Below are 20,152 nucleotides of genomic sequence, written 5' to 3'. Positions count from 1 at the left end.
ATCAATGAAAGGTATACCATGGCTAAGGAAGCCGCTCGCGTTAAACGTCGCGAACGTAAGAATATCACGACGGGCGTTGCGCACGTTAATTCGACCTTCAACAATACGATGATCACCATCACTGACGCGCAGGGCAACGCAATTGCCTGGTCGTCTGCTGGTGCCAAGGGCTTCAAGGGTTCGCGCAAGTCGACACCGTTTGCCGCCCAGATCGCTGCTGAAGATGCTGCCAAGAAGGCGCAGGAACACGGCATGAAGACGCTGGAAGTTGAAGTTTGCGGTCCGGGTTCCGGTCGCGAATCTGCTCTTCGCGCGCTACAGGCCGCCGGTTTCATGATCACGTCCATCCGCGATGTGACGCCGATCCCGCACAACGGTTGCCGCCCGCGCAAGAAGCGTCGCGTCTAACGCGTTTCTGTCTGGGAGTTCCGCCTTACCTTCGGTTTGGCGGAATTTTCGCGTAATCGGCGTGGGGGTTGCCGGCTTGACCGGTCTTCCGACGCTTCAAACCCTCCGATGAACGTTTTAAGTTCCTCTCGGTGATCATGCTCGGTCCGCCACGATTGGATGGTGGCGGCGAACGGAAGGTTTAAAGATGATTCAAAAGAATTGGCAGGAACTGATCAAGCCCAACAAGGTCGAGTTCACCTCTTCGAGCCGCACGAAGGCGACACTCGTTGCCGAGCCGCTTGAGCGGGGTTTCGGCCTGACACTCGGTAACGCGCTTCGCCGCGTTCTCTTGTCGTCTCTGCGTGGCGCTGCTGTAACTGCGGTACAGATTGATGGCGTTCTGCACGAGTTCTCCTCCATTCCCGGCGTTCGGGAAGATGTGACGGACATCGTTCTGAACATCAAGGAAATTGCCATCAAGATGGATGGTGACGATTCCAAGCGTATGGTCGTGCGCAAGCAGGGTCCAGGTTCGGTAACTGCTGGCGATATCCAGACGGTTGGCGATATCGAAATCCTCAACCCCGACCACGTCATCTGCACGCTGGACGAAGGCGCTGAAATCCGCATGGAATTCACCGTCAACAATGGCAAGGGCTATGTGCCCGCAGATCGTAACCGCGCAGAAGATGCCCCTATCGGCCTTATTCCGGTGGACAGCCTTTATTCTCCGGTCAAGAAAGTGTCCTACAAGGTGGAAAACACCCGTGAAGGTCAGGTTCTTGATTACGACAAGTTGATCATGACGATCGAGACCAACGGTTCGGTTTCCGGCGAAGATGCCGTTGCCTTTGCCGCTCGTATTCTTCAGGACCAGCTCGGCGTCTTCGTCAACTTCGACGAGCCGCAGAAGGAAGCAGAAGAAGAATCTGTGACCGAACTGGCATTCAACCCGGCGCTTCTCAAGAAGGTCGACGAGTTGGAACTGTCTGTTCGTTCGGCCAACTGCCTGAAGAACGACAACATCGTCTATATCGGCGACCTCATTCAGAAGACCGAAGCCGAAATGCTTCGCACACCGAATTTCGGTCGCAAGTCGCTTAACGAAATCAAGGAAGTTCTCGCTTCCATGGGTCTGCATCTCGGCATGGAAGTGCCCGCATGGCCACCAGAGAACATTGAAGATCTCGCAAAGCGCTACGAAGACCAGTATTAACCAATAAGAAGGCAGGCCCGCTAAAGACTGCCTTTCCCCGTCAAACAACAGGCGCCGTCTTAAAAGACAGGTTGCCTGCATGTGCCAGGAAACGGCAGGTCCGGATAGGAACCTGCATAAAGGAGAATAGCAATGCGCCACGGAAATTCAGGCCGCAAGCTCAATAGAACCGCCAGCCACCGCAAGGCAATGTTTGCCAACATGGCTGCTTCGCTCATCACGCATGAGCAGATCGTAACAACTTTGCCAAAGGCAAAGGAAATCCGTCCGATCGTCGAGCGCCTTGTGACGCTCGGCAAGCGCGGCGACCTGCACGCTCGTCGTCAGGCACTGTCGCAGATCAAGGATCAGGACGCCGTTCGCAAGCTGTTCGATGCGATCGCTGAACGTTACGCAACCCGCAACGGCGGCTACCTTCGCATCATGAAGGCCGGCTACCGCCAGGGCGACAATGCGGCTCTCGCTGTCATCGAGTTCGTCGAGCGCGATGTCGATGCCAAGGGCAAGGCCGACAAGGCTCGCGTCGCTGCAGAGGCTGCCGAAGCCGAAGCTGCATAATATCAGGCGCTGAAAAGTGCCAGTTGTCTTGAAAGCCGGGTGAGCAATCACCCGGCTTTTTTTGCGTTTGCGGTGGCTTTTTTCCGATCTTCGTCGGGGCCGTCGTTGGATGGGTGACTATTTTTCCAAGCATCAACATAATTATGCCCGTTTTGGTTGGATATTTTCTGCCATCAGTTGAATTATTTGTGGCTGGGACTGTTCGATCGAATTCATCAGAAGCGGGCGAGCAGGTGATACGCGGAAGCGGTCATCCGCTCATTGATCAAAGGTGAGGGTGGTAGCAATGACACGTCCAGTGAGCGATCAGGAGATAGCGAAGGCAAATTCGCTCTATGACGCAATAACCCAGCCGTCCAATGTGACCGGTAAGTTGGATGGTGATGCCTACCCTGTGCTAATGTGGGGCGCTTGGAATTGGACCCACGCTTTATCGACGCACAATCAGACCTACAATGATCAGCAATTTTTAGCAAAAGCGTGGTCACAGTTGAAAGAAAACAACCGTGACACGCTGGCGAGCAGCAATCTCGCGCATTTTCTGGGGGGCACCGGCACACCAGTAAATCTATCTCTCAGAAAACTTTTCGTCGAAGATCAAAAATTCGCGAGCGCATTCAACAAATCTGTGGCCAATCAGATCTACAAAGCGGAGATGACGTATAAGGCCACGAAGCGTGGGGCGGGAGAGACCCTGAATGACTTCCTCAACGCTAATCTTCGTTCGTTCGAGGATGTGCTCGCATCAAAAAGCGTGGTGGATTTCAAGAAGGATTATGGCGACAAGACGAATATCCCTTATCACGGTCATGTCGCCGTCGATCAGGGACAATTCGGCAATGAAGGCTGGATGCTCGGTACTGGCGGTCTCACGATTTTGTGGCGTTACCTTGACGTCATCAACACGATGGGGAGCAGGCAGTTTAAGGTCCTAGCCATGTGTCTTAAGCAATATAAGTGGCATCCATATGAGCGCCGATGGTCTCGTCTCAGTCACATTGCAGCTGAAAATGCAAAGGCGCCTCAGCCGGATCGATCGCTTGTTCAAAGCGCTCATGGCATATACCCAAGCACATTGCAGCCGAAAAGCGGTAATATTGCGCTTGGCTCCGAAACGATAGGTCAGTGGAAGCAACAGTGGACATCTCAGGGATTGGTGCAGGATACGATTTATAACCCGGCCAAAGAATTCAAGCTGGTGTTCAAACCCGTCGAGTGGATTGTTCCTGCTTACGTACCAACGAGCAAAGTCGCGTTCATGGGCTGATCTGGCGCCTAGAGCAATATCAGCGAAAATGCGCCGCGCTTTCTTGTCTGGCATTTCAGCTAACGCGACTTGACGGGTATGCTCTACTTTTTTGATTTTGCGGCACGTCGGAAACGACGAGAACGCTTCGCTGGTGTCTTTTTTGGAATAGCGACCGTCACGTTACGCATATGGAAGTGGCAGAACCTAACGAGACGGAGGTCTGGAAGAGATCGCCCCTTTGCGAGCCCGCTTTCGAGCCATGATCACAGGCCGGATCGACCGATATCCGAGCAGGATGAGCATGACGGATATGTAGAAAACCGGCTCGAGTGTCAGCGACTTTCGCGCCAGCACGAAGTGAAGAACGCCGGCGATCAAGATGAAGTAGGAGAGTTTATGCAATGTGTTCCAGCGGGAGCCTAGCCTGCGGATCGACCAGCGATTCGAGGTGAGCGTCAGCGGAATGAGCATCACGAGACCCGCCATGCCGAACATGATGTAGGGGCGTTTGAGAATATCGGAGAGAATAGAGCTGAAGACCAGTCCACGGTCGAGCACGATATACACGGCGAAGTGGGCCAGTACGTAGTAAAACGCAATCAATCCCAGCGCTCTCCGGTAGGCGATGAGATTGACGTTGAAGAGATCGCGCAGCGGCGTGATGACCAGCCCGAGGCAAAGGAAGCGCAAGGCCCATGTGCCCAGCAGATGTTCGAATTCCTTGACCGGGTTAAAGCCCAGCCCACCGGTGGCTGCGAGATAAAAGTACCAGACACCAGGCGCGAGGCCCACAGCGTACACAACCCAGATTGCCGCTGGCTGGTAACGCTTGGGCAGTGACGGAAGCGAAAGGGCGAGCGCCATGATCAGTAATTCGCCTTCAAGTCCAGTCCGGTGTAAAGGCTCGCAACCTCGTCATAGCCATTATACATCAGCGTTGGTCGGCGCTGCGTGCTGAAGAAACCGCCTTCGCCGATGCGTTGTTCTGTCGCCTGGCTCCAGCGGGGATGGTCCACCGTGGGGTTCACATTCGAGTAGAAGCCGTACTCGCGGGCGTTGGAGTTTTTCCAGGTCGTTTCGGGCTGTTTTTCCACAAGCGAAATACGGACGATGGACTTGATGCCCTTGAAACCATATTTCCATGGCACGACAAGCCGGATCGGCGCGCCGTTCTGGTTTGGCAAGGTTTCACCATAGAGACCGACGGCAAGAATGGTCAGGGGGTGCCGGGCTTCGTCCAGGCGTAATCCCTCGATATAGGGCCATTCCAGCGGCTGGAACAGGCCGCTTTGGCCAGGCATCTCTTCCGGCCTGACAACGGTCTCGAACGAAACGAACTTGGCGCTGCCCAGCGGCTCGACCTTGTCCAGCAGGGTCGAGAGAGAAAACCCGATCCACGGAATGGCCATGGACCAGCCTTCGACACACCGCATGCGATAGGTGCGCTCTTCAAGCGGATATTTCAGCAGGTCTTCGATGCCGAATTCCTGTGGTTTGCCGACAAGACCGTCCACTTTCACGGTCCAGGGGGTCGGTTTGAAATTTCCGGCGTTTTCCTTCGGGTCGGACTTGCCCGTCCCGAATTCATAGAAATTGTTGTAGCTCGTCACAGCGTCCAGCGGTGTCAGCTTTTCATCCAGCTTGTAGGCACCGGGCTTGGCCGTTAGCGGCGCTGCCATGGCATCGCGTCCGGTCAAACCAATGGCTGCCATGCCCGCGGCCGCGCCGAGGAAATGGCGACGTGACAGGTAGACGTCACGCGGTGTGACATCTGAAAACGGGATGCGGGGCGGATGATAAGCGGGCATGAAAACCTCCTGCGGAGCCAGATCGGAAGAACAGCTATTCAATACCCATTACGTGTGGAGTGGCAAAAAAGTTTTCCGTAACGAGAAAAAATATTGCCAGGATCTGGCGCTCGTCCCGCGGCGGATTTGCGACGAAGATATGCGATGTCTAAAATAATAAGAAGAATGCGGTAAAATCTGCGAGAGCGAGAGGCGTATCATCGAGAATACGCCTCTCGCCTTGGCATCAGAGGATCAGGCGGAACTTCGCAAAGCCTTCTGACGCGTCACCGGCTTCCTCGATCTTTGCGCCCTTTACATCCTTGGCAAATTGCCGCCCCTTCGGTCCTGTTTCGAAAACTGCCGTGGTATTGGCAATCGGCGCGAACGACCAGTTATCGTCTGCCGAGGGATTGATGGTGCCCTGCGCGATGATATAGCGCACGATGACATCTCGGTTGGTATCAGGCGCGACGAAGATGATCTTGTCGGAGCCGATATTGGGGAACTTGCCACCACCGCTGGCGCGATAATTGTTGGTCGCCACGACGAATTTCTGTTCCGGGTCGATGGGTTTACCACCGAACTGGAGATTGACGATGCGGTTGCTCTCCGGGTTGATCGCCTTCCCGTCCTTATCGAATTTCGGCGGCTTGGAAATATCGATCTGGTAGGTCACGCCGTCGATAACATCGTAATTGTAGGACGGGAAATCATTGTTCAGCAAAGGTGCGTTTTTGGAACCGGCCTCCACCGTCTTGAACATGCCGGCCGACATTTCAAGCCAGTCTTTCACCTGCGCGCCGGTGATCAGCACGGCCTGCACCGTGTTGGGGTAGAGGTAAAGGTCGGCCACGTTTTTGATGGCGATGTCACCGGCGGGGACATCGGTGTAGTAATCCGAGCCGCCACGACCGCCCGCCTTGAAGGGCGCAGCCGCCGAAAGCACCGGCAGATCCTTGTACTGACCGTCCTTGAGCATATCCTTGATATACCATGTCTGCGCATTGGAAACGATCTGCACGGAGGGGTCATCCGCCACCAGCGCAAAATAGGAGTAGAGCGGTGCGGATGTCTTGCCAACCGGTCTACGGACATAGGCGAGTGCGGCTTCATGATCGGTCTTGACGGAGGCAATGACCTCCGGCTTGTCTTTCACGTCTGCCACGATCTTGCGGTTTTCATCGCGGTGGTAAATCGGGCGCGCCTCACTGGTAAAATCCACGATCTTCCAGCTTTTGCCGTCCTTTTCCAGCAATAGGTCGATGAGGCCCATATGTGAGCCCCAGAACCCTGCCATGACGGCGGGTTTACCCATCAGCGTACCCTTGACCGGATCGGCACCTTCAATGCCGTCCCATGTCTTGGGGCCGGGGAAGACGAGATGCTGGTGGCCTGTGAAGACCGCATCAATATCCTTGACGCCAGCCAGATAGAGCGACGCGTTTTCCATGCGATCGCTCTGGCCCTTGCCTTCTATGCCGGAGTGGGAGAGAGCGATGACGATATCGGCGCCCTGTTCCTTCATCGCCGGCACCCACGCCTTGGCGGCATCGACGATGTCGCGCGTCTGTGCCTTGCCCTCGAGGTTCTTGGCGTCCCACATCATGATCTGCGGCGGTACGAAACCGATGATGCCGACCTTGACGGTGCTGGTCGCGCCGGAGCCGTCCTTGATCTGCTTGTCGAGGATGACATAAGGTTTGAAGAACAAATCGTCCTGCTTGGGATTGGCCGCAAGCTGGCCTTTCGTCAGGTTTGCGCAGACATAGGGAAAACCTGCTCCGCCCAGCGTGTTGAACATGAAATCGAGCCCGTAATTGAACTCGTGGTTCCCCAATGTGCCGCAGTCGTAACCCAGTACGTTCATGGCATTGATCACAGGGTGCTTGTCCCCAGCCTTCATGCCGCGCTCGTAGGCAATATAGTCGCCCAGCGGATTGCCCTGAAGAAAGTCGCCATTATCGACCAGCATCGAGTTTCCGGCCTCGGCGCGGATGCTGTCGATGATGGAGGCCGTGCGCGCCAGACCCAGCGTGTCGTTCGGCTTGTCGGCATAATAATCATACGGGAAGACGTGGACGTGAATGTCGGTCGTTTCCATGATGCGCAAATGCGCCTGGTTGCCCTGAGCGCGGGCTGCGAACGGATGCAGCATGACAAGTGCCGAAGACGCCGCGATGCCGCCCAGCAGGGACCGTCGCGTGATGGGATGAAGGCCGATAAGCGAAGACATGGAAACTCCTCGATGAAATTCTGACTGTACGAAATGACGGCAGCGTAAAACGAATTCGAAAGGAGTCCATCATCAAAATGAAGGGCATATGACTTGTCCCGGATTTTAAACCGTCCGGTAAATTATTTTATGTTGCCAAGGTCGGCTTCACCTCTTCATGGAAAAAGCGGAAATAGGAGGACAGCTGTGCCAGCGTATTGGTGGAAAGCTGCAATTGCAGACCAAGCCGGTTCGCATGCTGCCATTGCACTGTTCCCTCGATAAAGCCCAGATCGTCGCTGCGCACAGTCACGCGGCTCCCCTTGGCGGCGGCGAACGGTCCTTCGAGTTCCAGCGCCATTCCGGTGGCCGAGAGATCGACCACGCGACCCTGTACCGTTTGTGTAAAATACTGAACCGTCCCGTAGATGCGGGTCTTGCTGCGGTTTGCACCGCGATTTGTCATGCAGAGATTGCCAGCCATCGTTCCACTCCCATCCAAATCGTGCCAAACTCGCACGGAAGGCTTGATGAGCGTTTAGGATATTCCCTAAAATAACCGGGAATGGGACGTTAGGCCCGGTCGATCCTGCACAGATAGCAATTGTTGCGCGCAGAGCGAACATGCACGTAGGCAATATCCTCTCTCGTCAGAAGCTCGCTGGCACGCTTGGCAATTCTGCCCGTCGAGGTCACTTCGCCCGTGCCATAGACGATACGATTGTCGGAGCTGTAGCCACGCACGATATAATCGGTACTGTCGAGCATGGGCGGCAATATCTCCCGCGCTGCGTACGCCCCGCATGATTCGGCGTGAATGAAGATCGGGCCGGTCTCCGCATAGGGTTGTGGGCCCGGAAAAGGGCGATAGGCCAGCAGGAGCGCCGCTTCGCCGTCGCGTATGTGCCCAAGACAGGCGCGACAGGGAAGGGTTCCAGAGACGATCGAGCGTTCCGGTTTCTGGCCATTGGCATCCGGTTTGCCGAGGCGGAAGGCTTCCGACTCGTCTGTATGCATGGCGGTAAAAGTGATCTGTGTCATAGCGGCTCCTTTGCGTTGCTTGTTTGTCGCTATGCTCTTCAAACATGCGTGTATCCACCCGTTTCTTGCGTCGGAAGGCAACCACCCCATTGCTTGTGCCGTTGAGTGTGGCAATCAATCGAACATCCTCTTTCTGGAAAGTTCATGCCCATGCTGCGCAGGTTGATCACCGTATCTCTGGTCACCGTTTTCTCGCTTCTTTCACCTGTAGCCCACGCGCAAACAGCGCCCGCCTTGGACGATCTTTCCGACGAGCAATTGCAGCAAACAGTCAACTTCGTGATCGGAAACGCGATTTTCGGTCTTTATCATGAAGCGTCGCGCATGCTGATATCCGACCTTTCTCTCCCCCAGACGGAAGCCGGAAACGACGGCGCCGATCAACTGGCGGCGACCATGATGCTCGAAGCCAATGAAGAGTGGCTGGATACTGCCATCGTCAACGCAACCGACAGCTGGTATCTGGCCCGCTCGGGCCAAGCCCTGCCGGACCACAATGCTCCTCTCTATTCGTCACTGGTGCCCAACACGGCACGCGACCGGCAGATGGCCTGCCTGATGGTTGGCAAGGACGCTGGCGGCTATGGTGACCTGGCCGACATGATGGGGCTTCCGAAAGATGACTGGAAGGCTTGCGAAACCGCCTACCCACAGACCGTTTCTCGCTGGAACGAGGCGCTGAAGCCCTATGTGGCAAAAGCCGGAACGACAAAGTTTGTCGCGAATTACGAGCCGGTGCGCGATCCCTTTCTGGATATCTACGCGACCATCGTCAAGGAATCCAAGGTTCTCGACCTGATCGCGCGCAGCTTCGACGGTTATCGCCTCAAGGGAGACGTCAAGTTGACGGCGCGCAGCTGCGGACGACCCGATATCTACTGGTCAGAGGAAAAGCGCGAGATCACCTACTGTTACGAGATCGCAAAGTTTCACGGCGAGCTGATTGCCGGACATCTTTCCGCCGGTGGCAGCGAAAAGGAAAGCGGCCCAGCCCAGGAAATTCCCACAGCGGTAAACCTTGGGCAGGAGCTCTGATTCTGTCCTCAACCGTTATCCTCTGATGGGCAGAGGATAACGGCAGGCGGCTTAACCCCGCCTGGAAATTTCCAGATATTCCGTATCCGTCAGCGGTTCGACCCATGTCTCATAGGTGCTGACGGGCGAAAAACCCATCATTTGGTAGAGCTGAAGCGCACGGGGGTGGTCCAGCGTGTTGGTGGAGACGGTGATCTTTTTCGGGTTGTCCTGCCAGGCGGAATAAAGAGCCTGAAGCAAAAACCATTTGCCCACACCCGCACCGATCGCCTCTTCCATCAAGCCGAAATAGGACAGCTCGGTCACGTCGGTATCCAGCTTGTGCAGTTCGAAGAAACCCGCAGGCGCACCGTTCATGTAAAGGACGGTCACCGAATTGGCAGGGTCGCGCAATGTGGCGGAAAGCTCAGCGTCGCTCATGCGCATGCGTTTATGCCAGTGCCAGCGTTTGCCCACACGCCAATAGAGGTAGCGGTAGAAGTGCAAGGGAATATCCGTGGTGCGCATGATGGCTGTCTGGATATTGACCGGCACGGGCAAGCTGACCTTCGGAGCCGATGTCATTTCCAGCTGCGTGACATGCGCTTTGAGGGGTCCCTGCGGCTGTTCCTTTATCGGTTCGGCAGGACCTGTGACGATGGCGGTGTCTTCCTTGCTGCCCCACTCGGCCCATGAACCGTCATAGAGCGAATTGTCAGCATGCCCAAGCGATTCCAGCGCCAGCGTAATGACCGCAGCCGTCACGCCAGATCCACAGCTGGTCACGATGGGTTGCGACAGGTCGATACCCGCCTCCGATATCATCTTGCGGATGGTCGGCAGATCCTTGAAATGGCCGTTCTCGGAAAAAGCAGTTGCAGGCAGGTTGCGTGCGCCGGGCATATGGCCAGAGCGCATTCCCGCACGCGGCTCAGCCTCTTCGCCGGTGAAACGGCCTGCACCGCGGGCATCGGCAATCTGCTCCTCGCCGCTGTCCACGATGGACCGCATCGCTGCAAACGACGTGACGCGTTTCGGCTTGAAGTGCACATCGAATGTTGAGGGCTCGACCTCTGTCACGCCTGTATCCAAGGACTTGCCCGCCGCCTTCCAGCCATCCAGGCCTCCGTCTAGGACATAAACCTTGTCGGCGCCCATTACCCGCAGCATCCACCACACGCGCGGTGCAGAGAAGAAACCCGGACCATCATAGACGACGATCGTGTCGCTTTCGCCGATGCCAAGTTCGCCGACCCGTTCAGCGAAGAACTGGGGCGAGGGCAGAGAATGCGGCAGACCGGTGTCGTGATCTGCGATCGCGTCCTGATCGAAAAACACCGCCCCGGGAATGTGACCGGCGACGTATTCTTCTTTGCCGTTGCGCTTGTGGGCCGGCAGATACCAGGAGGCATCGACCAAGCGAAAATGCGGGGTACCAAGCTGCTGCTCGACCCAGTCCGCTGAAACGACGAAACGACTTTTGTCCGCGCTCACTCTATTTCTCCCAGACATCAGGTGGATGCGCCGGGATTGCCGAAACGAATTCGGAAGCGGCGGTTTTCCTTGCCCTTTTTTTCAATTTTAGCGATGTGGATATCGCCGACATCCTGCGTGTTGTTAACATGAGTGCCCCCGCAGGGCTGGCTGTCAACCGCAGAGTTTTCGCCAATGCAGACAAGGCTGACGCGCCCCAGCCCAAGGGGCGGACGGACATTCTTGGATTTCACGAGATCAGGATTGGCGGCCAGTTCTTCATCGGTGATCCAGGTGAGAAAAATCGGGTGGTTTTCGTTCACCAACGCCATCAGCTTTTTCGTCACCTCGTCCTTGTCGAAGGTCTCCGACATATCAAAATCGACGCGCGATTCGTCTTCGCCGACGGCAGCTCCCGTAATCGGCCAGGGGCAGACCACTGAGAGAAGATGGCAGGCGGTGTGCATGCGCATCAGCTTGTAGCGACGTGGCCAATCGATATGGAGCGTCAGCTTTTCACCGACCTCGGGAGAAGCTTGTCCCTCGGTGGGGACATGGATGATGATACTCTTGTCGGTGCCGTGTTTAGCGACGGCAATCTCGATCTTCGAGCCGTCGCCTCTTTCCAGAAAGCCCGTGTCGCCCGGCTGGCCGCCCGATGTGGCATAAAAGCAGGTTTGATCCAACTCTATGCCGCCATCTTCATGAACTGCTGTTACCACCCCTTCGCATGAGGAAAGATAGAAGTCGTCACGAAACAGGGCATTCACAGGCATATGGGCATTGACCTCAAACAGTTTCGTACGGCACCGAAATCTGTGTTTTCTCCGTCAGCCAGGCGGGGAGGGGAAGACCCTTTGACCGCAGGAACTCCGGGTTGAAAAGCTTCGACTGGTAGCGGTTGCCATAGTCGCAAAGAATGGTGACGATTGTATGCCCCGGACCGAGGTCGCGGGCAAGCCGAATTGCGCCAGCGATGTTGATTCCACTGGAGCCACCGAGGCAAAGCCCTTCGTTGGCCACGAGATCGAACACGATCGGAAGCGCCTCGGCATCCGAAATCCTGTACGAATAATCCGGCTGGAAGCCTTCAAGATTGGCGGTAATGCGGCCTTGGCCGATACCTTCGCTGATGGACGAACCCTCGGATTTCAGCACCCCGTTCTGGTAGAATTCATAGAGTGCGGCACCTTCGGGGTCGGCCAGACCGATCTTGATGTCGGGATTGAAATCACGAAGGCCATCGGCCACGCCAGCCAGAGTTCCGCCAGAACCAACCGCACAAATGAAGCCATCGACCTTGCCATCCGTCTGGTCCCAGATTTCCGGTGCCGTGGTTTCGATATGCGCTTGGCGATTAGCGATATTGTCGAACTGGTTTGCCCAGATCGCGCCGTTCGGATCCGTTGCAGCCAATTGTTTTGCCAGCCTGCCGGAGACCTTCACGTAATTGTTGGGGTTGGAGTAGGGTGCGGCCGGTACTTCCACAAGCTGTGCGCCGAGAAGCTTCAGCGCGTCCTTCTTTTCCTGGCTTTGCGTTTCGGGAATGACAATCACCGCCTTGTAACCCAGCGCGTTGGCAACCAGGGCCAGACCGATGCCGGTATTGCCCGCGGTGCCCTCGACAATGGTTCCGCCGGGACGCAACTGACCCCGCCGTTCCGCATCACGGATAATGTAAAGCGCAGCGCGATCCTTGACCGACTGACCGGGGTTCATGAACTCGGCCTTGCCAAGAATTTCGCATCCTGTTTCATCCGATACCGCGTTCAGTCGAATGAGCGGCGTGTTGCCGATGGCAGTCAGCACGGAATTATGAATGGTCATGATCGAGCCTTTTCATCCAGTCAGCGAATATGATGTCGTTATCTCCTCGCCTATGCGCCTTATGACAAGAAAATATCTTCTGATGAATGGGGGCAAGGCGCAAAATCTTGCCGGATTCCCGTTTACTCACCCTTTTTAATATCGGAATAGGCGGCCAGCGCCCTCTGGCGGGCTTCGCTATGATCGACCAGTGGTTTGGGATAGGTTTTGCCGAGGTCAACACCCGCTTTTTGCAGCATGTCCTTGGGTGCATCGAACGGTTTGTGAATGAATTTTTTGTCCAGTTTCTCCAGTTCCGGCACAAAGGTTTTGACATAGTCTCCGTCGGGATCGAATTTTTCCCCCTGCAGGATGGGGTTGAAAATACGAAAGAAGGGTGAGGCGTCCGCACCTGAACCCGCGACCCATTGCCAATTGGCGGCATTGGATGCCGGGTCGGCATCCACTAGAGTATCACGAAACCACTTTTCGCCTTTCCGCCAATCGATCAACAGGTGTTTGATGAGAAAGGACGCCGTGATCATCCGCACGCGATTGTGCATCACGCCGTGCCGCCAGAGTTGTCGCATTCCGGCATCCACGATCGGATAACCGGTCATGCCCTTTGTCCAGGCCTTGAATTTGGCAGTGTCCGTCCTCCACTCGAAAGCGTCGAAATTTGAGTTCCAGTTTTTCTCGTCCAGCTCTGGAAAGTGGAACAGCAGGTGGTAGCAGAACTCCCGCCAGACAATCTCCTTGCGAAAACGACTGAGATCGTTTGAAGCGATGTTCGAAGAAAGGTCGCGTGTCGCGTCCCATACCTGGGCCGGTGATATTTCTCCCATCGCCAAATGCGGCGAAAGCATGGATGTCGCGGTCTTCGCCGGAATATCACGGCCTTCCTCGTATCCTTTCAGCGCATCGTCGATAAAGTACTGTAAATTTTCTTGGGCACCTGATTCTCCGGGCGTCCAGATATCGGAAAACTCCACTGCCCAATTCGGTTTGGAGGGTAGCAAATTCCAACTTTTGAGCACGTCGGATTTTGGCCAACGGGGTGGGGAGGCTAATTTCGAAGGGGCAGAAAGCGGGTCTGCTGGCTCCTCTCCTCCCTCGATCGCGCGCCAGAACGGGGTGTAGACCCGATAGGGACCGCCGGTCTTCGTCTTGAGTTTGGAGGGTTCGTGCAGCAGGTGACCCGCAAAGCTTTCGACGATCAGACCACCCTCTCGCAGGTCGGACTTAAGATCAGTATCGGCTTTCATCCCGTCCGGATCATATCGCCTGTTCCAGAAAACCGCGTCCGCGCCAGTGTCTTTGACGAGACGCTCAAGCACAGCGTCAGGGCTTCCTGAGGCCAGGACAAGCCTGCTGCCCAGCCGATCGAGGGCGGTGGAAAGAGCATCCAGCGAATGATAAAGCCACCACGCCTGAGCGCTTCCAAGAGCGCCAGACGAATCACCGTCATTTTCACGGATATAAACGGGGATGATAGGGCCACCATGGTCGATTGCGGCGGCGAGGGCACGGTTGTCCGAAAGACGCAAGTCCTTGCGAAACCACAGGATAACAGCTTTTTTCGTTTCGGTCATGGGGCACTCTGTTCACGTCGGACTCAATGTTTGTTGAGAAGCATTGTTCCGTCAAAGGCCTTATAGTAAAGCCCTAAAATGACATCGCTTTCAGAGCACAACTTTTGTCTCTTGAAACCGATTCCGGAGGAACCATATCCCCGGCTCAACGTTAGTGGCGGGTTAATTGCTTATGGAAGTCCAATCAATGATGCTCAACGACGTGAAATGGGAGGCCCCGGTGGTTATCTCTCTGGAAAACGGTGCGCCAAGAACGTTCAATGGTGTTTATGAAGCCTTTGACTTTTTGCAACATGAGTGGCCCAGCCGTCACGGAAAAGTCTACGAGCAGGCGCTTCGCCTCTGCCGCGCGTCTTTGCTGGGCAGCGTGGCGGGAGAAATCGCACGCACGGCCTTCGTAGAGGCCAGTCGAGACGCGCACTGCCTTGTCGAAGCTCGTCGGCTCGCATCCTGATCTGTTTTATTGCGAAGATTATTCGTCCACCCGAAGCAATGCTCTGGGTGGATTTTTCGTTTTTGGTAAAACGTGCTCTTTTAAGTTGAGGTGACATCGAAAATTCTAAATCATTAACAAATTTCCGAAAAATCGTTCTAATTTTCGTCAATTTCTCGTCAAATTCTCGCTAAATTACAGGCATAGATCGACACTTGCTGGCACCGCGCACACTCTTGCTGCAGCGGCTACCGGCAGGAGACTGCGAATGTGCGCATGGATATCCCAGGGGTGAGACATCCTTTGCGCATTTCTAAAGGGCCGAGAATTTGAAATTTACTGCGTTCGTTCTGGCTGCTGCATTCTGCACAGCTTTCACTACATCTTCACCTGCTGGCATGCTGAATCAAGCCGAGCGATATTCCGGACTTCATGAAGGTAAGAATACCAAAGCACTGAAAGCGCTCATGGGCGTCAATCCCCGAGAGACGCCTTGGTGCGGGCATTTCTTGAGTGCTGTTGCAACCAAGTCGGGGCGTAAGCCGCCCAAATCATCCGGTTTTGCCAAGTCCTGGACGTCGTTTGGCTACGCAGTGCCCACCAATAATGCAAAACCCGGCGACGTGGTCGTTGTCAGAACCGGCAAGCGTTATCATGCCGGTATCTTGAAGAGCCTTGGAGGCGGCACCGCCCAGATATTGGGCGGTAACCAGTCCGGCCGGGTGCAAGTTTCCAACTTTAGCCGGAAATCTATTGTTTCCGTCCGCCGTTAGAGACTGACGGGTGCCTACGGCTGCTCCCGCGTCCCGGGAGCGGCGTCGCGCTGATCGTCGTCCTCCAGGTCAGTCGACACAATGAACGCATCTTCGTGCTGTCGCGCGGCCTGCCGCATCGCCCGCAGGTTTGTCGATTCGTCCGGAGCAAGTTCGTCTGGCTTTCCGTGAAGCTCACGATCGGTTTCGAAGTCTGCGACGTCATCGTCGTCAATATCGAGCGGCTTTGTGCGTTTCTCATCCATCATGGATCTCCTTGGTTGTGGTGTTAACGATGCCCGGACCCGTGAGGTTCCGTTAACGTTTGTCCATCGTTTCAGGAACAAAATATCAGGCATCAATGTTTCCTCGCCATCATAGGTAAGGGAGAAGCACCATGACGACTGACCGTGAATCCGAAATCCGCAAAAAGGCATATGAAAACTGGGAACGCGATGGCCGCCGCGAAGGCGAGCACGAACGGCACTGGGCTGAGGCCGAGCAGGAACTGCATTCGCAGGGGCAGTCACCCGCAGCGGAGTCTCTGCAACAGGAGCGTGAAGCCCACAACAAAGTCGACGACGACAAGGATCTGGAAGAGGGTCTGGAAGACAGTTTCCCCGCAAGTGACCCGGTCTCTTCGACATCGACAACTGTGTCCGGCGGTGCAGCCAAGAAGAAGCATTAGGTCTGAAAAAAATCAAAAAGGCGTTGTCCGAAAGGACGGCGCTTTTTTTCTCATGATGGGCTGGATGACGGCGCCGTATCTTTGGAGACCTCACAAACAGTGAGGCCCGGCCACATCCACTGAGAGAGGCTCGAAATCTGAAGTTGCCGAAACGGTGTGAGACTTGAGTCGTTTTACGGGCTCATATGCAGCAAAAGTACACATGCTTGACGCCGTGTCTTAAATCATTTCATTCACTTAAGAAGAAATGGCTCCCCGGGCCGGATTCGAACCGGCGACCTGTCGATTAACAGTCGAATGCTCTACCGCTGAGCTACCAGGGAACGTGCGCTGCTTGGCGCGGTGTGAGCGGGGTAATACAAATGCTTTCACGATTTGCCAAGCGGTTTTTTCAAAAAAAGTGCATTCCTCTTGTTTTATCCACCGAAGTCCCCATTTTCCGGGCCATGCCGGTCGCAGAAAACTTTTTGAGTGCCGCCCCTGTGCAAAAGGATTCACGATGACGTTTGGTCTTCACCCGAAAACGGGTCGCCTTCATCTCGGAAAATGGAGCGTGGCGATGCCACGTTCCCGGGTTGGACGCATCCTGATCGGTTCCGCACTGGTCATCGGCGGCATTCTGGGGTTTTTACCGATCCTTGGGTTCTGGATGGTACCACTAGGACTGCTGGTGCTGTCGCAGGATTTACCTTTCGTACGTCGCAAGCGTCGCCGGCTCTCTGTCTGGTGGGCAAGAAGGCAGCGCGATAAAGCAGCGCGCCGCGGTGGCATCACGCGCCCGTAAGCGAGTTGCTGATGCCCTGTCCGGCCCAGAATGCACCATAGGCGAGGGCAATGAAGTAAATCGTCGTCAGAACCAGGAAGATATAGCCGCCCAGAACGGTGGCGCCATCACGCTGGATCATGCCGGCCGAAAACAGAAGAATCGCGATACCGGGCAGGGTGTTGGAAAACGGCACGAAACCCAAGGGCATCATCAGGAGAATACCGGCCGCCATGATCGCAAGGCCGTTGACGCGGCTGATAATGGTACCCGCCGTCAACGCAGGCAGGCGAGGGCGCATATAGCGATCAAGTTTCGAAACAATGTTTACGCCTTTTTCCAGCGCAGGTACCAGACGGGCCGTCTCCATCTGCTTGTCGAGAATACGCTTCGGCAGCCAAGGCAGCCTGTTCAGAGTGATCGCAAGGCTGATCATGACGATAGCCGCACCAAAGATCGTGCTGACGCCCGGAATGGAAACGGGAATCAAAAAGGGTAAGCAGGCGATGGCACACATCAGCAGCAATCCCTGCTCGCCAATGGCTTCCATCAGTTCACGCAAAGTCGTCGTTTTGCCGCTGAGCTGACCGATCAGCTTTTGCAGGACCGTGCTGAGACTTTCCGATGTATCCGTAAAGGTAAAATTCTGCGTCATGCGTCATCCCGGATTTGTTTTGGTGCCGGAATTGATAACACCCATGACACGGCGTGCCTATGGCAAGCCGCTTTTTTCAAAAGCACAAAGTCGCAGCTTCACGGCTCCTTATCGGTGGGATACCCACGCGTTGTAGGCCCCGGCCAGCAAAACCAGCAGCAACGTTGCCAAAACGAAGGGGTTCAGCGCTGCAATCAAGTGAAGATAATACAAGGTGTTTCCTCCTCTGTTCGTCCCACGCTAAGTTTACTTCGAAATTCGACATTTTACCAAAGAAAAGTATATCTTTGGTTGCATTGCAACATTGATTTCTCTCATCAGACGGATGAGCTTGGCTTTTCTATCTGCTGCATTGCGTGATATGCCGCCCCATTGCGCCTCAATGTTGCGCCGCAACAGTATTTATAGACCCGACATATGGTCAATCGGCTTCGGAGAGGCTTGTGATGCTCAACAGGATTTACGACTGGACCATGGCGCTCGCCGCCAGAAAGACGGCTGTCTGGTGGCTGGCAATCATCGCCTTCGTGGAGAGTTCGATTTTTCTCGTGCCCGCAGATGTCCTGTTCATACCCATGGTTCTTGCCAAGCCGAAACGGGCTATGTTTTACGCGCTTGTGGCGACCGTGGCATCTGTGCTGGGTGGTATTGCTGGCTGGCATCTTGGCCATTATGCGTTCGAGAGCCTGGCCAAGCCCGTCCTGGAGTTCTACGGCAAGCTGGAAAGCTTCGAGCAGTTGAAGGCTTCGGTGGACTACAAGACCATCCTGTTGCTCCTGATGACCTCAGGCTTTGCCCACCTGCCTCCCATAAAGGTGGTCACGATTCTCTCGGGTGCCGCCAATATAAGCCTCGGCGTGTTTATTGTGTCCGCCATCGTCACCCGCGCCGCCCGTTTTTTCCTTCTCGCAGGCTTGCTGCAACGGTACGGTGAGCCGATTCGTCATTTTATCGAGAAACGGTTGGGCATGATCACCGCCATCGCCGCCGGCGCTCTGATCGCCGTTTACGGGATTTACCGTCTCGCGCATTAGGGACCGCGAAAATTTGGCTGACGCGAATTGTCGCGTTCAGCATGATGTCAGTGTTGCCGGTCATTTCCTGTCTCAACAGACAGGGAAGACAGATGATCAGATATTTTTGGTTTCGTGGAATTCTGCCGCTTATCTCCGCTGCAGCAGCAATCATCATCTACATCGGATTTCTCCAGCTCTCCGGGAATTTTCACGAGGTTATCGCCGGTCAGCTTTATCGCTCCAGTCAACCAAGCGAAACGCAGCTTGCCGACTATGTGAAATCGAAGGGGATCAGGACGATCATCAATTTGCGCGGTGAGAACGAGAATTCCGAGTGGTACAGGGAAGAGACGGCAACAGCCGCGATGCTGGGTGTTGAGCACATCGATTTTGGCATGTCGGCACGAAAACAACTCGGTGCCGAGCGCGTGGCTCAGCTGGTGCAGATCATGCGCGATGCGCCAAAGCCCATCCTCATTCACTGTAAGTCAGGTTCCGACAGAACGGGTCTCGCATCCGCCATCTATGTGTATCGCGTCGCAGGCATGGATGAAGACACGGCAGAGCAACAGCTCTCGATACGGTTCGGACATGTTTCCATCCCGTACCTGTCCTCGGCTTACGCGATGGACAGAAGCTGGAACGAGATCGAGCACGGAAAATACACCACCATGAACGCGCCTGCGGCTCCGCCCAAGGTGATCTGAACCGTCATGAACTGATGATGATATCGAAAATACGATAAAATGGGAGACCCGCCGCTGTCCCACCCAGCATATGGCGGGCCTCAACCTTTACCCCTCCGTAAGGGCAATATTAGAGAAACATGCTTTTTCCGGGATGGCAATGTGGTAGCCACATATTTGCGTATTATTTCGCCAGTAGACTGAAAAAGGAGCGTTTCATCGTTAATCGGCTCGACGTTCGCGACCAAATCAGCCGCTTGTCGGCGTTGTTTTTCCCCTATCCGCGATTTTCCACTTGCGCATGAACTACCATCTATATAAACGCCTTTCCTGTGTCGGGGCGTCGCGCGGCCCGGTCGCGCACTTGACTGGGTGTCAAGGTGCCTTGGGTTGGTTAACCGACACAGAACGACCTGTCACATCAGGCTAACATGTGTTGACGGAATGTAGCGCAGCCCGGTAGCGCACTTGACTGGGGGTCAAGGGGTCGTGGGTTCGAATCCCGCCATTCCGAGGTTTTTGACAGTGGTATCGACTGCTCAGTCGATCCATGGTTTTTTAGAGCGGCGTCCAGCCTCAGCTGGTGCCGCTCTTTTTATTTCCAATAGGCAATTTCAGAATTTTGAAAATGGTCATGCTGAGGCGTGTTCAGTTTCGGCGAGCGACGTGACATTCATCAGCTCTTAGAATTGTTCCCCTTTCCGATACGCTCGCAACGCCATGTCAAACGCTCGCGAGGGTATACCGCCAAGGGCTATCCAGACACCATTCCGGTGTGGACAACTGTAGCGACTGACGCAAAATCGAGGAGCACGTCC

22 protein-coding genes and 2 tRNA genes are annotated in these 20,152 nt (G+C 55.2%); 12 read left to right on the top strand and 12 right to left on the bottom strand.

The annotated features are described in order from the left end of the window. The first annotated feature begins 18 nt into the window (after window positions 1-18). From rpsK to GGQ73_RS20415, 4 genes are all read left to right on the top strand, one after another. Window positions 19-408 carry a 30S ribosomal protein S11 gene (rpsK, locus tag GGQ73_RS20430; protein ID WP_174152672.1) on the top strand — a complete coding sequence of 130 codons (390 nt, stop codon included), beginning with the start codon at window positions 19-21 and terminating at the stop codon, window positions 406-408. 187 nt (window positions 409-595) lie between these two features. Then, window positions 596-1,606 carry a DNA-directed RNA polymerase subunit alpha gene (locus GGQ73_RS20425; RefSeq protein WP_045230760.1) on the top strand — a complete coding sequence of 337 codons (1,011 nt, stop codon included), beginning with the start codon at window positions 596-598 and terminating at the stop codon, window positions 1,604-1,606. A 132-nt stretch (window positions 1,607-1,738) separates the two neighbouring features. After that, window positions 1,739-2,164, top strand: a complete 426-nt coding sequence (gene rplQ, locus GGQ73_RS20420; protein ID WP_174152673.1) for a 50S ribosomal protein L17 — start codon at window positions 1,739-1,741, stop codon at window positions 2,162-2,164. Window positions 2,165-2,450: 286 nt separating this feature from the next. Further along, window positions 2,451-3,431, top strand: a complete 981-nt coding sequence (locus tag GGQ73_RS20415; RefSeq protein WP_183897651.1) for a hypothetical protein — start codon at window positions 2,451-2,453, stop codon at window positions 3,429-3,431. Between the two features lie 186 nt (window positions 3,432-3,617). Here the strand turns inward: GGQ73_RS20415 and msrQ are convergent, their stop codons facing one another. From msrQ to GGQ73_RS20390, 5 genes are all read right to left on the bottom strand, one after another. Next, a complete protein-coding gene (msrQ, locus tag GGQ73_RS20410; protein WP_183897650.1) occupies window positions 3,618-4,277 on the bottom strand; it encodes a protein-methionine-sulfoxide reductase heme-binding subunit MsrQ in 660 nt (219 codons plus the stop codon). 2 nt (window positions 4,278-4,279) lie between these two features. Continuing rightward, entirely contained in the window at window positions 4,280-5,221 is a 942-nt protein-coding gene (gene msrP, locus GGQ73_RS20405) for a protein-methionine-sulfoxide reductase catalytic subunit MsrP (RefSeq protein WP_183897649.1), read from the bottom strand. Between the two features lie 226 nt (window positions 5,222-5,447). Further along, window positions 5,448-7,436, bottom strand: coding sequence for a bifunctional 2',3'-cyclic-nucleotide 2'-phosphodiesterase/3'-nucleotidase (locus GGQ73_RS20400; RefSeq protein WP_183897648.1), 1,989 nt, complete (start codon window positions 7,434-7,436; stop codon window positions 5,448-5,450). 127 nt (window positions 7,437-7,563) lie between these two features. Continuing rightward, complete coding sequence (locus GGQ73_RS20395; RefSeq protein ID WP_183897647.1) at window positions 7,564-7,899, bottom strand: PilZ domain-containing protein; 336 nt, start codon at window positions 7,897-7,899, stop codon at window positions 7,564-7,566. 89 nt (window positions 7,900-7,988) lie between these two features. Further along, window positions 7,989-8,456, bottom strand: a complete 468-nt coding sequence (locus GGQ73_RS20390; RefSeq protein ID WP_183897646.1) for a DUF1203 domain-containing protein — start codon at window positions 8,454-8,456, stop codon at window positions 7,989-7,991. 144 nt (window positions 8,457-8,600) lie between these two features. Between GGQ73_RS20390 and GGQ73_RS20385 the strand changes: the two genes are divergently transcribed. Continuing rightward, window positions 8,601-9,491: a DUF4344 domain-containing metallopeptidase gene (locus GGQ73_RS20385; protein WP_234911046.1), complete on the top strand. Its 891-nt coding sequence runs from the start codon at window positions 8,601-8,603 to the stop codon at window positions 9,489-9,491. 51 nt (window positions 9,492-9,542) lie between these two features. Here the strand turns inward: GGQ73_RS20385 and sseA are convergent, their stop codons facing one another. From sseA to GGQ73_RS20365, 4 genes are all read right to left on the bottom strand, one after another. Continuing rightward, a complete protein-coding gene (gene sseA / locus GGQ73_RS23270; RefSeq protein ID WP_183897645.1) occupies window positions 9,543-10,964 on the bottom strand; it encodes a 3-mercaptopyruvate sulfurtransferase in 1,422 nt (473 codons plus the stop codon). A 17-nt stretch (window positions 10,965-10,981) separates the two neighbouring features. Beyond that, window positions 10,982-11,719: an alanyl-tRNA editing protein gene (locus tag GGQ73_RS20375; RefSeq protein ID WP_183897644.1), complete on the bottom strand. Its 738-nt coding sequence runs from the start codon at window positions 11,717-11,719 to the stop codon at window positions 10,982-10,984. 13 nt (window positions 11,720-11,732) lie between these two features. After that, on the bottom strand, window positions 11,733-12,770 hold the full coding sequence (locus GGQ73_RS20370; protein ID WP_183897643.1) for a cysteine synthase A: 1,038 nt from the start codon (window positions 12,768-12,770) through the stop codon (window positions 11,733-11,735). A 122-nt stretch (window positions 12,771-12,892) separates the two neighbouring features. Beyond that, complete coding sequence (locus GGQ73_RS20365; RefSeq protein WP_183897642.1) at window positions 12,893-14,341, bottom strand: cryptochrome/photolyase family protein; 1,449 nt, start codon at window positions 14,339-14,341, stop codon at window positions 12,893-12,895. A 187-nt stretch (window positions 14,342-14,528) separates the two neighbouring features. On the opposite strand from GGQ73_RS20365, the gene GGQ73_RS20360 reads away from it, so the two are divergent. Further along, window positions 14,529-14,795 carry a DUF982 domain-containing protein gene (locus tag GGQ73_RS20360; protein ID WP_183897641.1) on the top strand — a complete coding sequence of 89 codons (267 nt, stop codon included), beginning with the start codon at window positions 14,529-14,531 and terminating at the stop codon, window positions 14,793-14,795. A 377-nt stretch (window positions 14,796-15,172) separates the two neighbouring features. Then, window positions 15,173-15,547, top strand: coding sequence for a TIGR02594 family protein (locus GGQ73_RS20355; RefSeq protein ID WP_183897680.1), 375 nt, complete (start codon window positions 15,173-15,175; stop codon window positions 15,545-15,547). A gap of 14 nt (window positions 15,548-15,561) precedes the next feature. On the opposite strand, the gene GGQ73_RS20350 is transcribed toward GGQ73_RS20355, so the two are convergent. After that, on the bottom strand, window positions 15,562-15,792 hold the full coding sequence (locus GGQ73_RS20350) for a hypothetical protein (RefSeq protein WP_412762997.1): 231 nt from the start codon (window positions 15,790-15,792) through the stop codon (window positions 15,562-15,564). 131 nt (window positions 15,793-15,923) lie between these two features. Here GGQ73_RS20350 and GGQ73_RS20345 point away from each other — a divergent pair, with 131 nt between their 5' ends. After that, window positions 15,924-16,214 carry a DUF2934 domain-containing protein gene (locus GGQ73_RS20345; protein ID WP_183897639.1) on the top strand — a complete coding sequence of 97 codons (291 nt, stop codon included), beginning with the start codon at window positions 15,924-15,926 and terminating at the stop codon, window positions 16,212-16,214. A gap of 248 nt (window positions 16,215-16,462) precedes the next feature. Here GGQ73_RS20345 and GGQ73_RS20340 read toward each other — a convergent pair. Beyond that, a tRNA-Asn gene (locus GGQ73_RS20340) sits at window positions 16,463-16,537 on the bottom strand. Between the two features lie 176 nt (window positions 16,538-16,713). On the opposite strand from GGQ73_RS20340, the gene GGQ73_RS20335 reads away from it, so the two are divergent. Further along, on the top strand, window positions 16,714-16,998 hold the full coding sequence (locus tag GGQ73_RS20335; protein ID WP_174152686.1) for a hypothetical protein: 285 nt from the start codon (window positions 16,714-16,716) through the stop codon (window positions 16,996-16,998). On the opposite strand, the gene GGQ73_RS20330 is transcribed toward GGQ73_RS20335, so the two are convergent. Further along, window positions 16,985-17,632 (bottom strand): exopolysaccharide biosynthesis protein, encoded by a 648-nt coding sequence (locus GGQ73_RS20330; RefSeq protein ID WP_174152687.1) that lies wholly within the window; start codon window positions 17,630-17,632, stop codon window positions 16,985-16,987. The two genes, GGQ73_RS20335 and GGQ73_RS20330, sit on opposite strands and share 14 nt — an antisense overlap. Window positions 17,633-18,078: 446 nt before the next feature. On the opposite strand from GGQ73_RS20330, the gene GGQ73_RS20325 reads away from it, so the two are divergent. The 3 genes from GGQ73_RS20325 to GGQ73_RS20315 all read left to right on the top strand — a co-directional run bounded on the left by GGQ73_RS20325 (window position 18,079) and on the right by GGQ73_RS20315 (window position 19,848). Beyond that, window positions 18,079-18,666, top strand: coding sequence for a YqaA family protein (locus GGQ73_RS20325; protein WP_183897638.1), 588 nt, complete (start codon window positions 18,079-18,081; stop codon window positions 18,664-18,666). A gap of 92 nt (window positions 18,667-18,758) precedes the next feature. Beyond that, a complete protein-coding gene (locus GGQ73_RS20320) occupies window positions 18,759-19,355 on the top strand; it encodes a dual specificity protein phosphatase family protein (protein WP_183897637.1) in 597 nt (198 codons plus the stop codon). A 419-nt stretch (window positions 19,356-19,774) separates the two neighbouring features. Then, window positions 19,775-19,848 (top strand) — tRNA-Pro (locus tag GGQ73_RS20315). Window positions 19,849-20,152 lie beyond the last annotated feature (304 nt).

The organism is Rhizobium skierniewicense (assembly GCF_014196515.1).
Taxonomy (GTDB): Bacteria; Pseudomonadota; Alphaproteobacteria; order Rhizobiales; family Rhizobiaceae; genus Agrobacterium; species Agrobacterium skierniewicense.
The sequence above is the reverse complement of the archived record's forward strand: the minus strand, read 5'-3'. Positions and strand labels throughout refer to the sequence as shown.

Coding starts and splice junctions, on each gene's coding strand:
- GGQ73_RS20370 (WP_183897643.1), bottom strand. CDS start 12,770: ATGACCATTCATAATTCCGTGCTGACTGCCATCGGCAACACGCCGCTC.
- GGQ73_RS20415 (WP_183897651.1), top strand. CDS start 2,451: ATGACACGTCCAGTGAGCGATCAGGAGATAGCGAAGGCAAATTCGCTC.
- GGQ73_RS20390 (WP_183897646.1), bottom strand. CDS start 8,456: ATGACACAGATCACTTTTACCGCCATGCATACAGACGAGTCGGAAGCC.
- GGQ73_RS20335 (WP_174152686.1), top strand. CDS start 16,714: ATGACGTTTGGTCTTCACCCGAAAACGGGTCGCCTTCATCTCGGAAAA.
- GGQ73_RS20425 (WP_045230760.1), top strand. CDS start 596: ATGATTCAAAAGAATTGGCAGGAACTGATCAAGCCCAACAAGGTCGAG.
- GGQ73_RS20345 (WP_183897639.1), top strand. CDS start 15,924: ATGACGACTGACCGTGAATCCGAAATCCGCAAAAAGGCATATGAAAAC.
- GGQ73_RS20320 (WP_183897637.1), top strand. CDS start 18,759: ATGATCAGATATTTTTGGTTTCGTGGAATTCTGCCGCTTATCTCCGCT.
- GGQ73_RS20385 (WP_234911046.1), top strand. CDS start 8,601: ATGCCCATGCTGCGCAGGTTGATCACCGTATCTCTGGTCACCGTTTTC.
- GGQ73_RS20350 (WP_412762997.1), bottom strand. CDS start 15,792: ATGGATGAGAAACGCACAAAGCCGCTCGATATTGACGACGATGACGTC.
- GGQ73_RS20325 (WP_183897638.1), top strand. CDS start 18,079: ATGCTCAACAGGATTTACGACTGGACCATGGCGCTCGCCGCCAGAAAG.
- msrP (WP_183897649.1), bottom strand. CDS start 5,221: ATGCCCGCTTATCATCCGCCCCGCATCCCGTTTTCAGATGTCACACCG.
- GGQ73_RS20360 (WP_183897641.1), top strand. CDS start 14,529: ATGATGCTCAACGACGTGAAATGGGAGGCCCCGGTGGTTATCTCTCTG.
- rpsK (WP_174152672.1), top strand. CDS start 19: ATGGCTAAGGAAGCCGCTCGCGTTAAACGTCGCGAACGTAAGAATATC.
- rplQ (WP_174152673.1), top strand. CDS start 1,739: ATGCGCCACGGAAATTCAGGCCGCAAGCTCAATAGAACCGCCAGCCAC.
- GGQ73_RS20395 (WP_183897647.1), bottom strand. CDS start 7,899: ATGGCTGGCAATCTCTGCATGACAAATCGCGGTGCAAACCGCAGCAAG.
- GGQ73_RS20365 (WP_183897642.1), bottom strand. CDS start 14,341: ATGACCGAAACGAAAAAAGCTGTTATCCTGTGGTTTCGCAAGGACTTG.
- GGQ73_RS20375 (WP_183897644.1), bottom strand. CDS start 11,719: ATGCCTGTGAATGCCCTGTTTCGTGACGACTTCTATCTTTCCTCATGC.
- msrQ (WP_183897650.1), bottom strand. CDS start 4,277: ATGGCGCTCGCCCTTTCGCTTCCGTCACTGCCCAAGCGTTACCAGCCA.
- GGQ73_RS20330 (WP_174152687.1), bottom strand. CDS start 17,632: ATGACGCAGAATTTTACCTTTACGGATACATCGGAAAGTCTCAGCACG.
- GGQ73_RS20400 (WP_183897648.1), bottom strand. CDS start 7,436: ATGTCTTCGCTTATCGGCCTTCATCCCATCACGCGACGGTCCCTGCTG.
- GGQ73_RS20355 (WP_183897680.1), top strand. CDS start 15,173: ATGCTGAATCAAGCCGAGCGATATTCCGGACTTCATGAAGGTAAGAAT.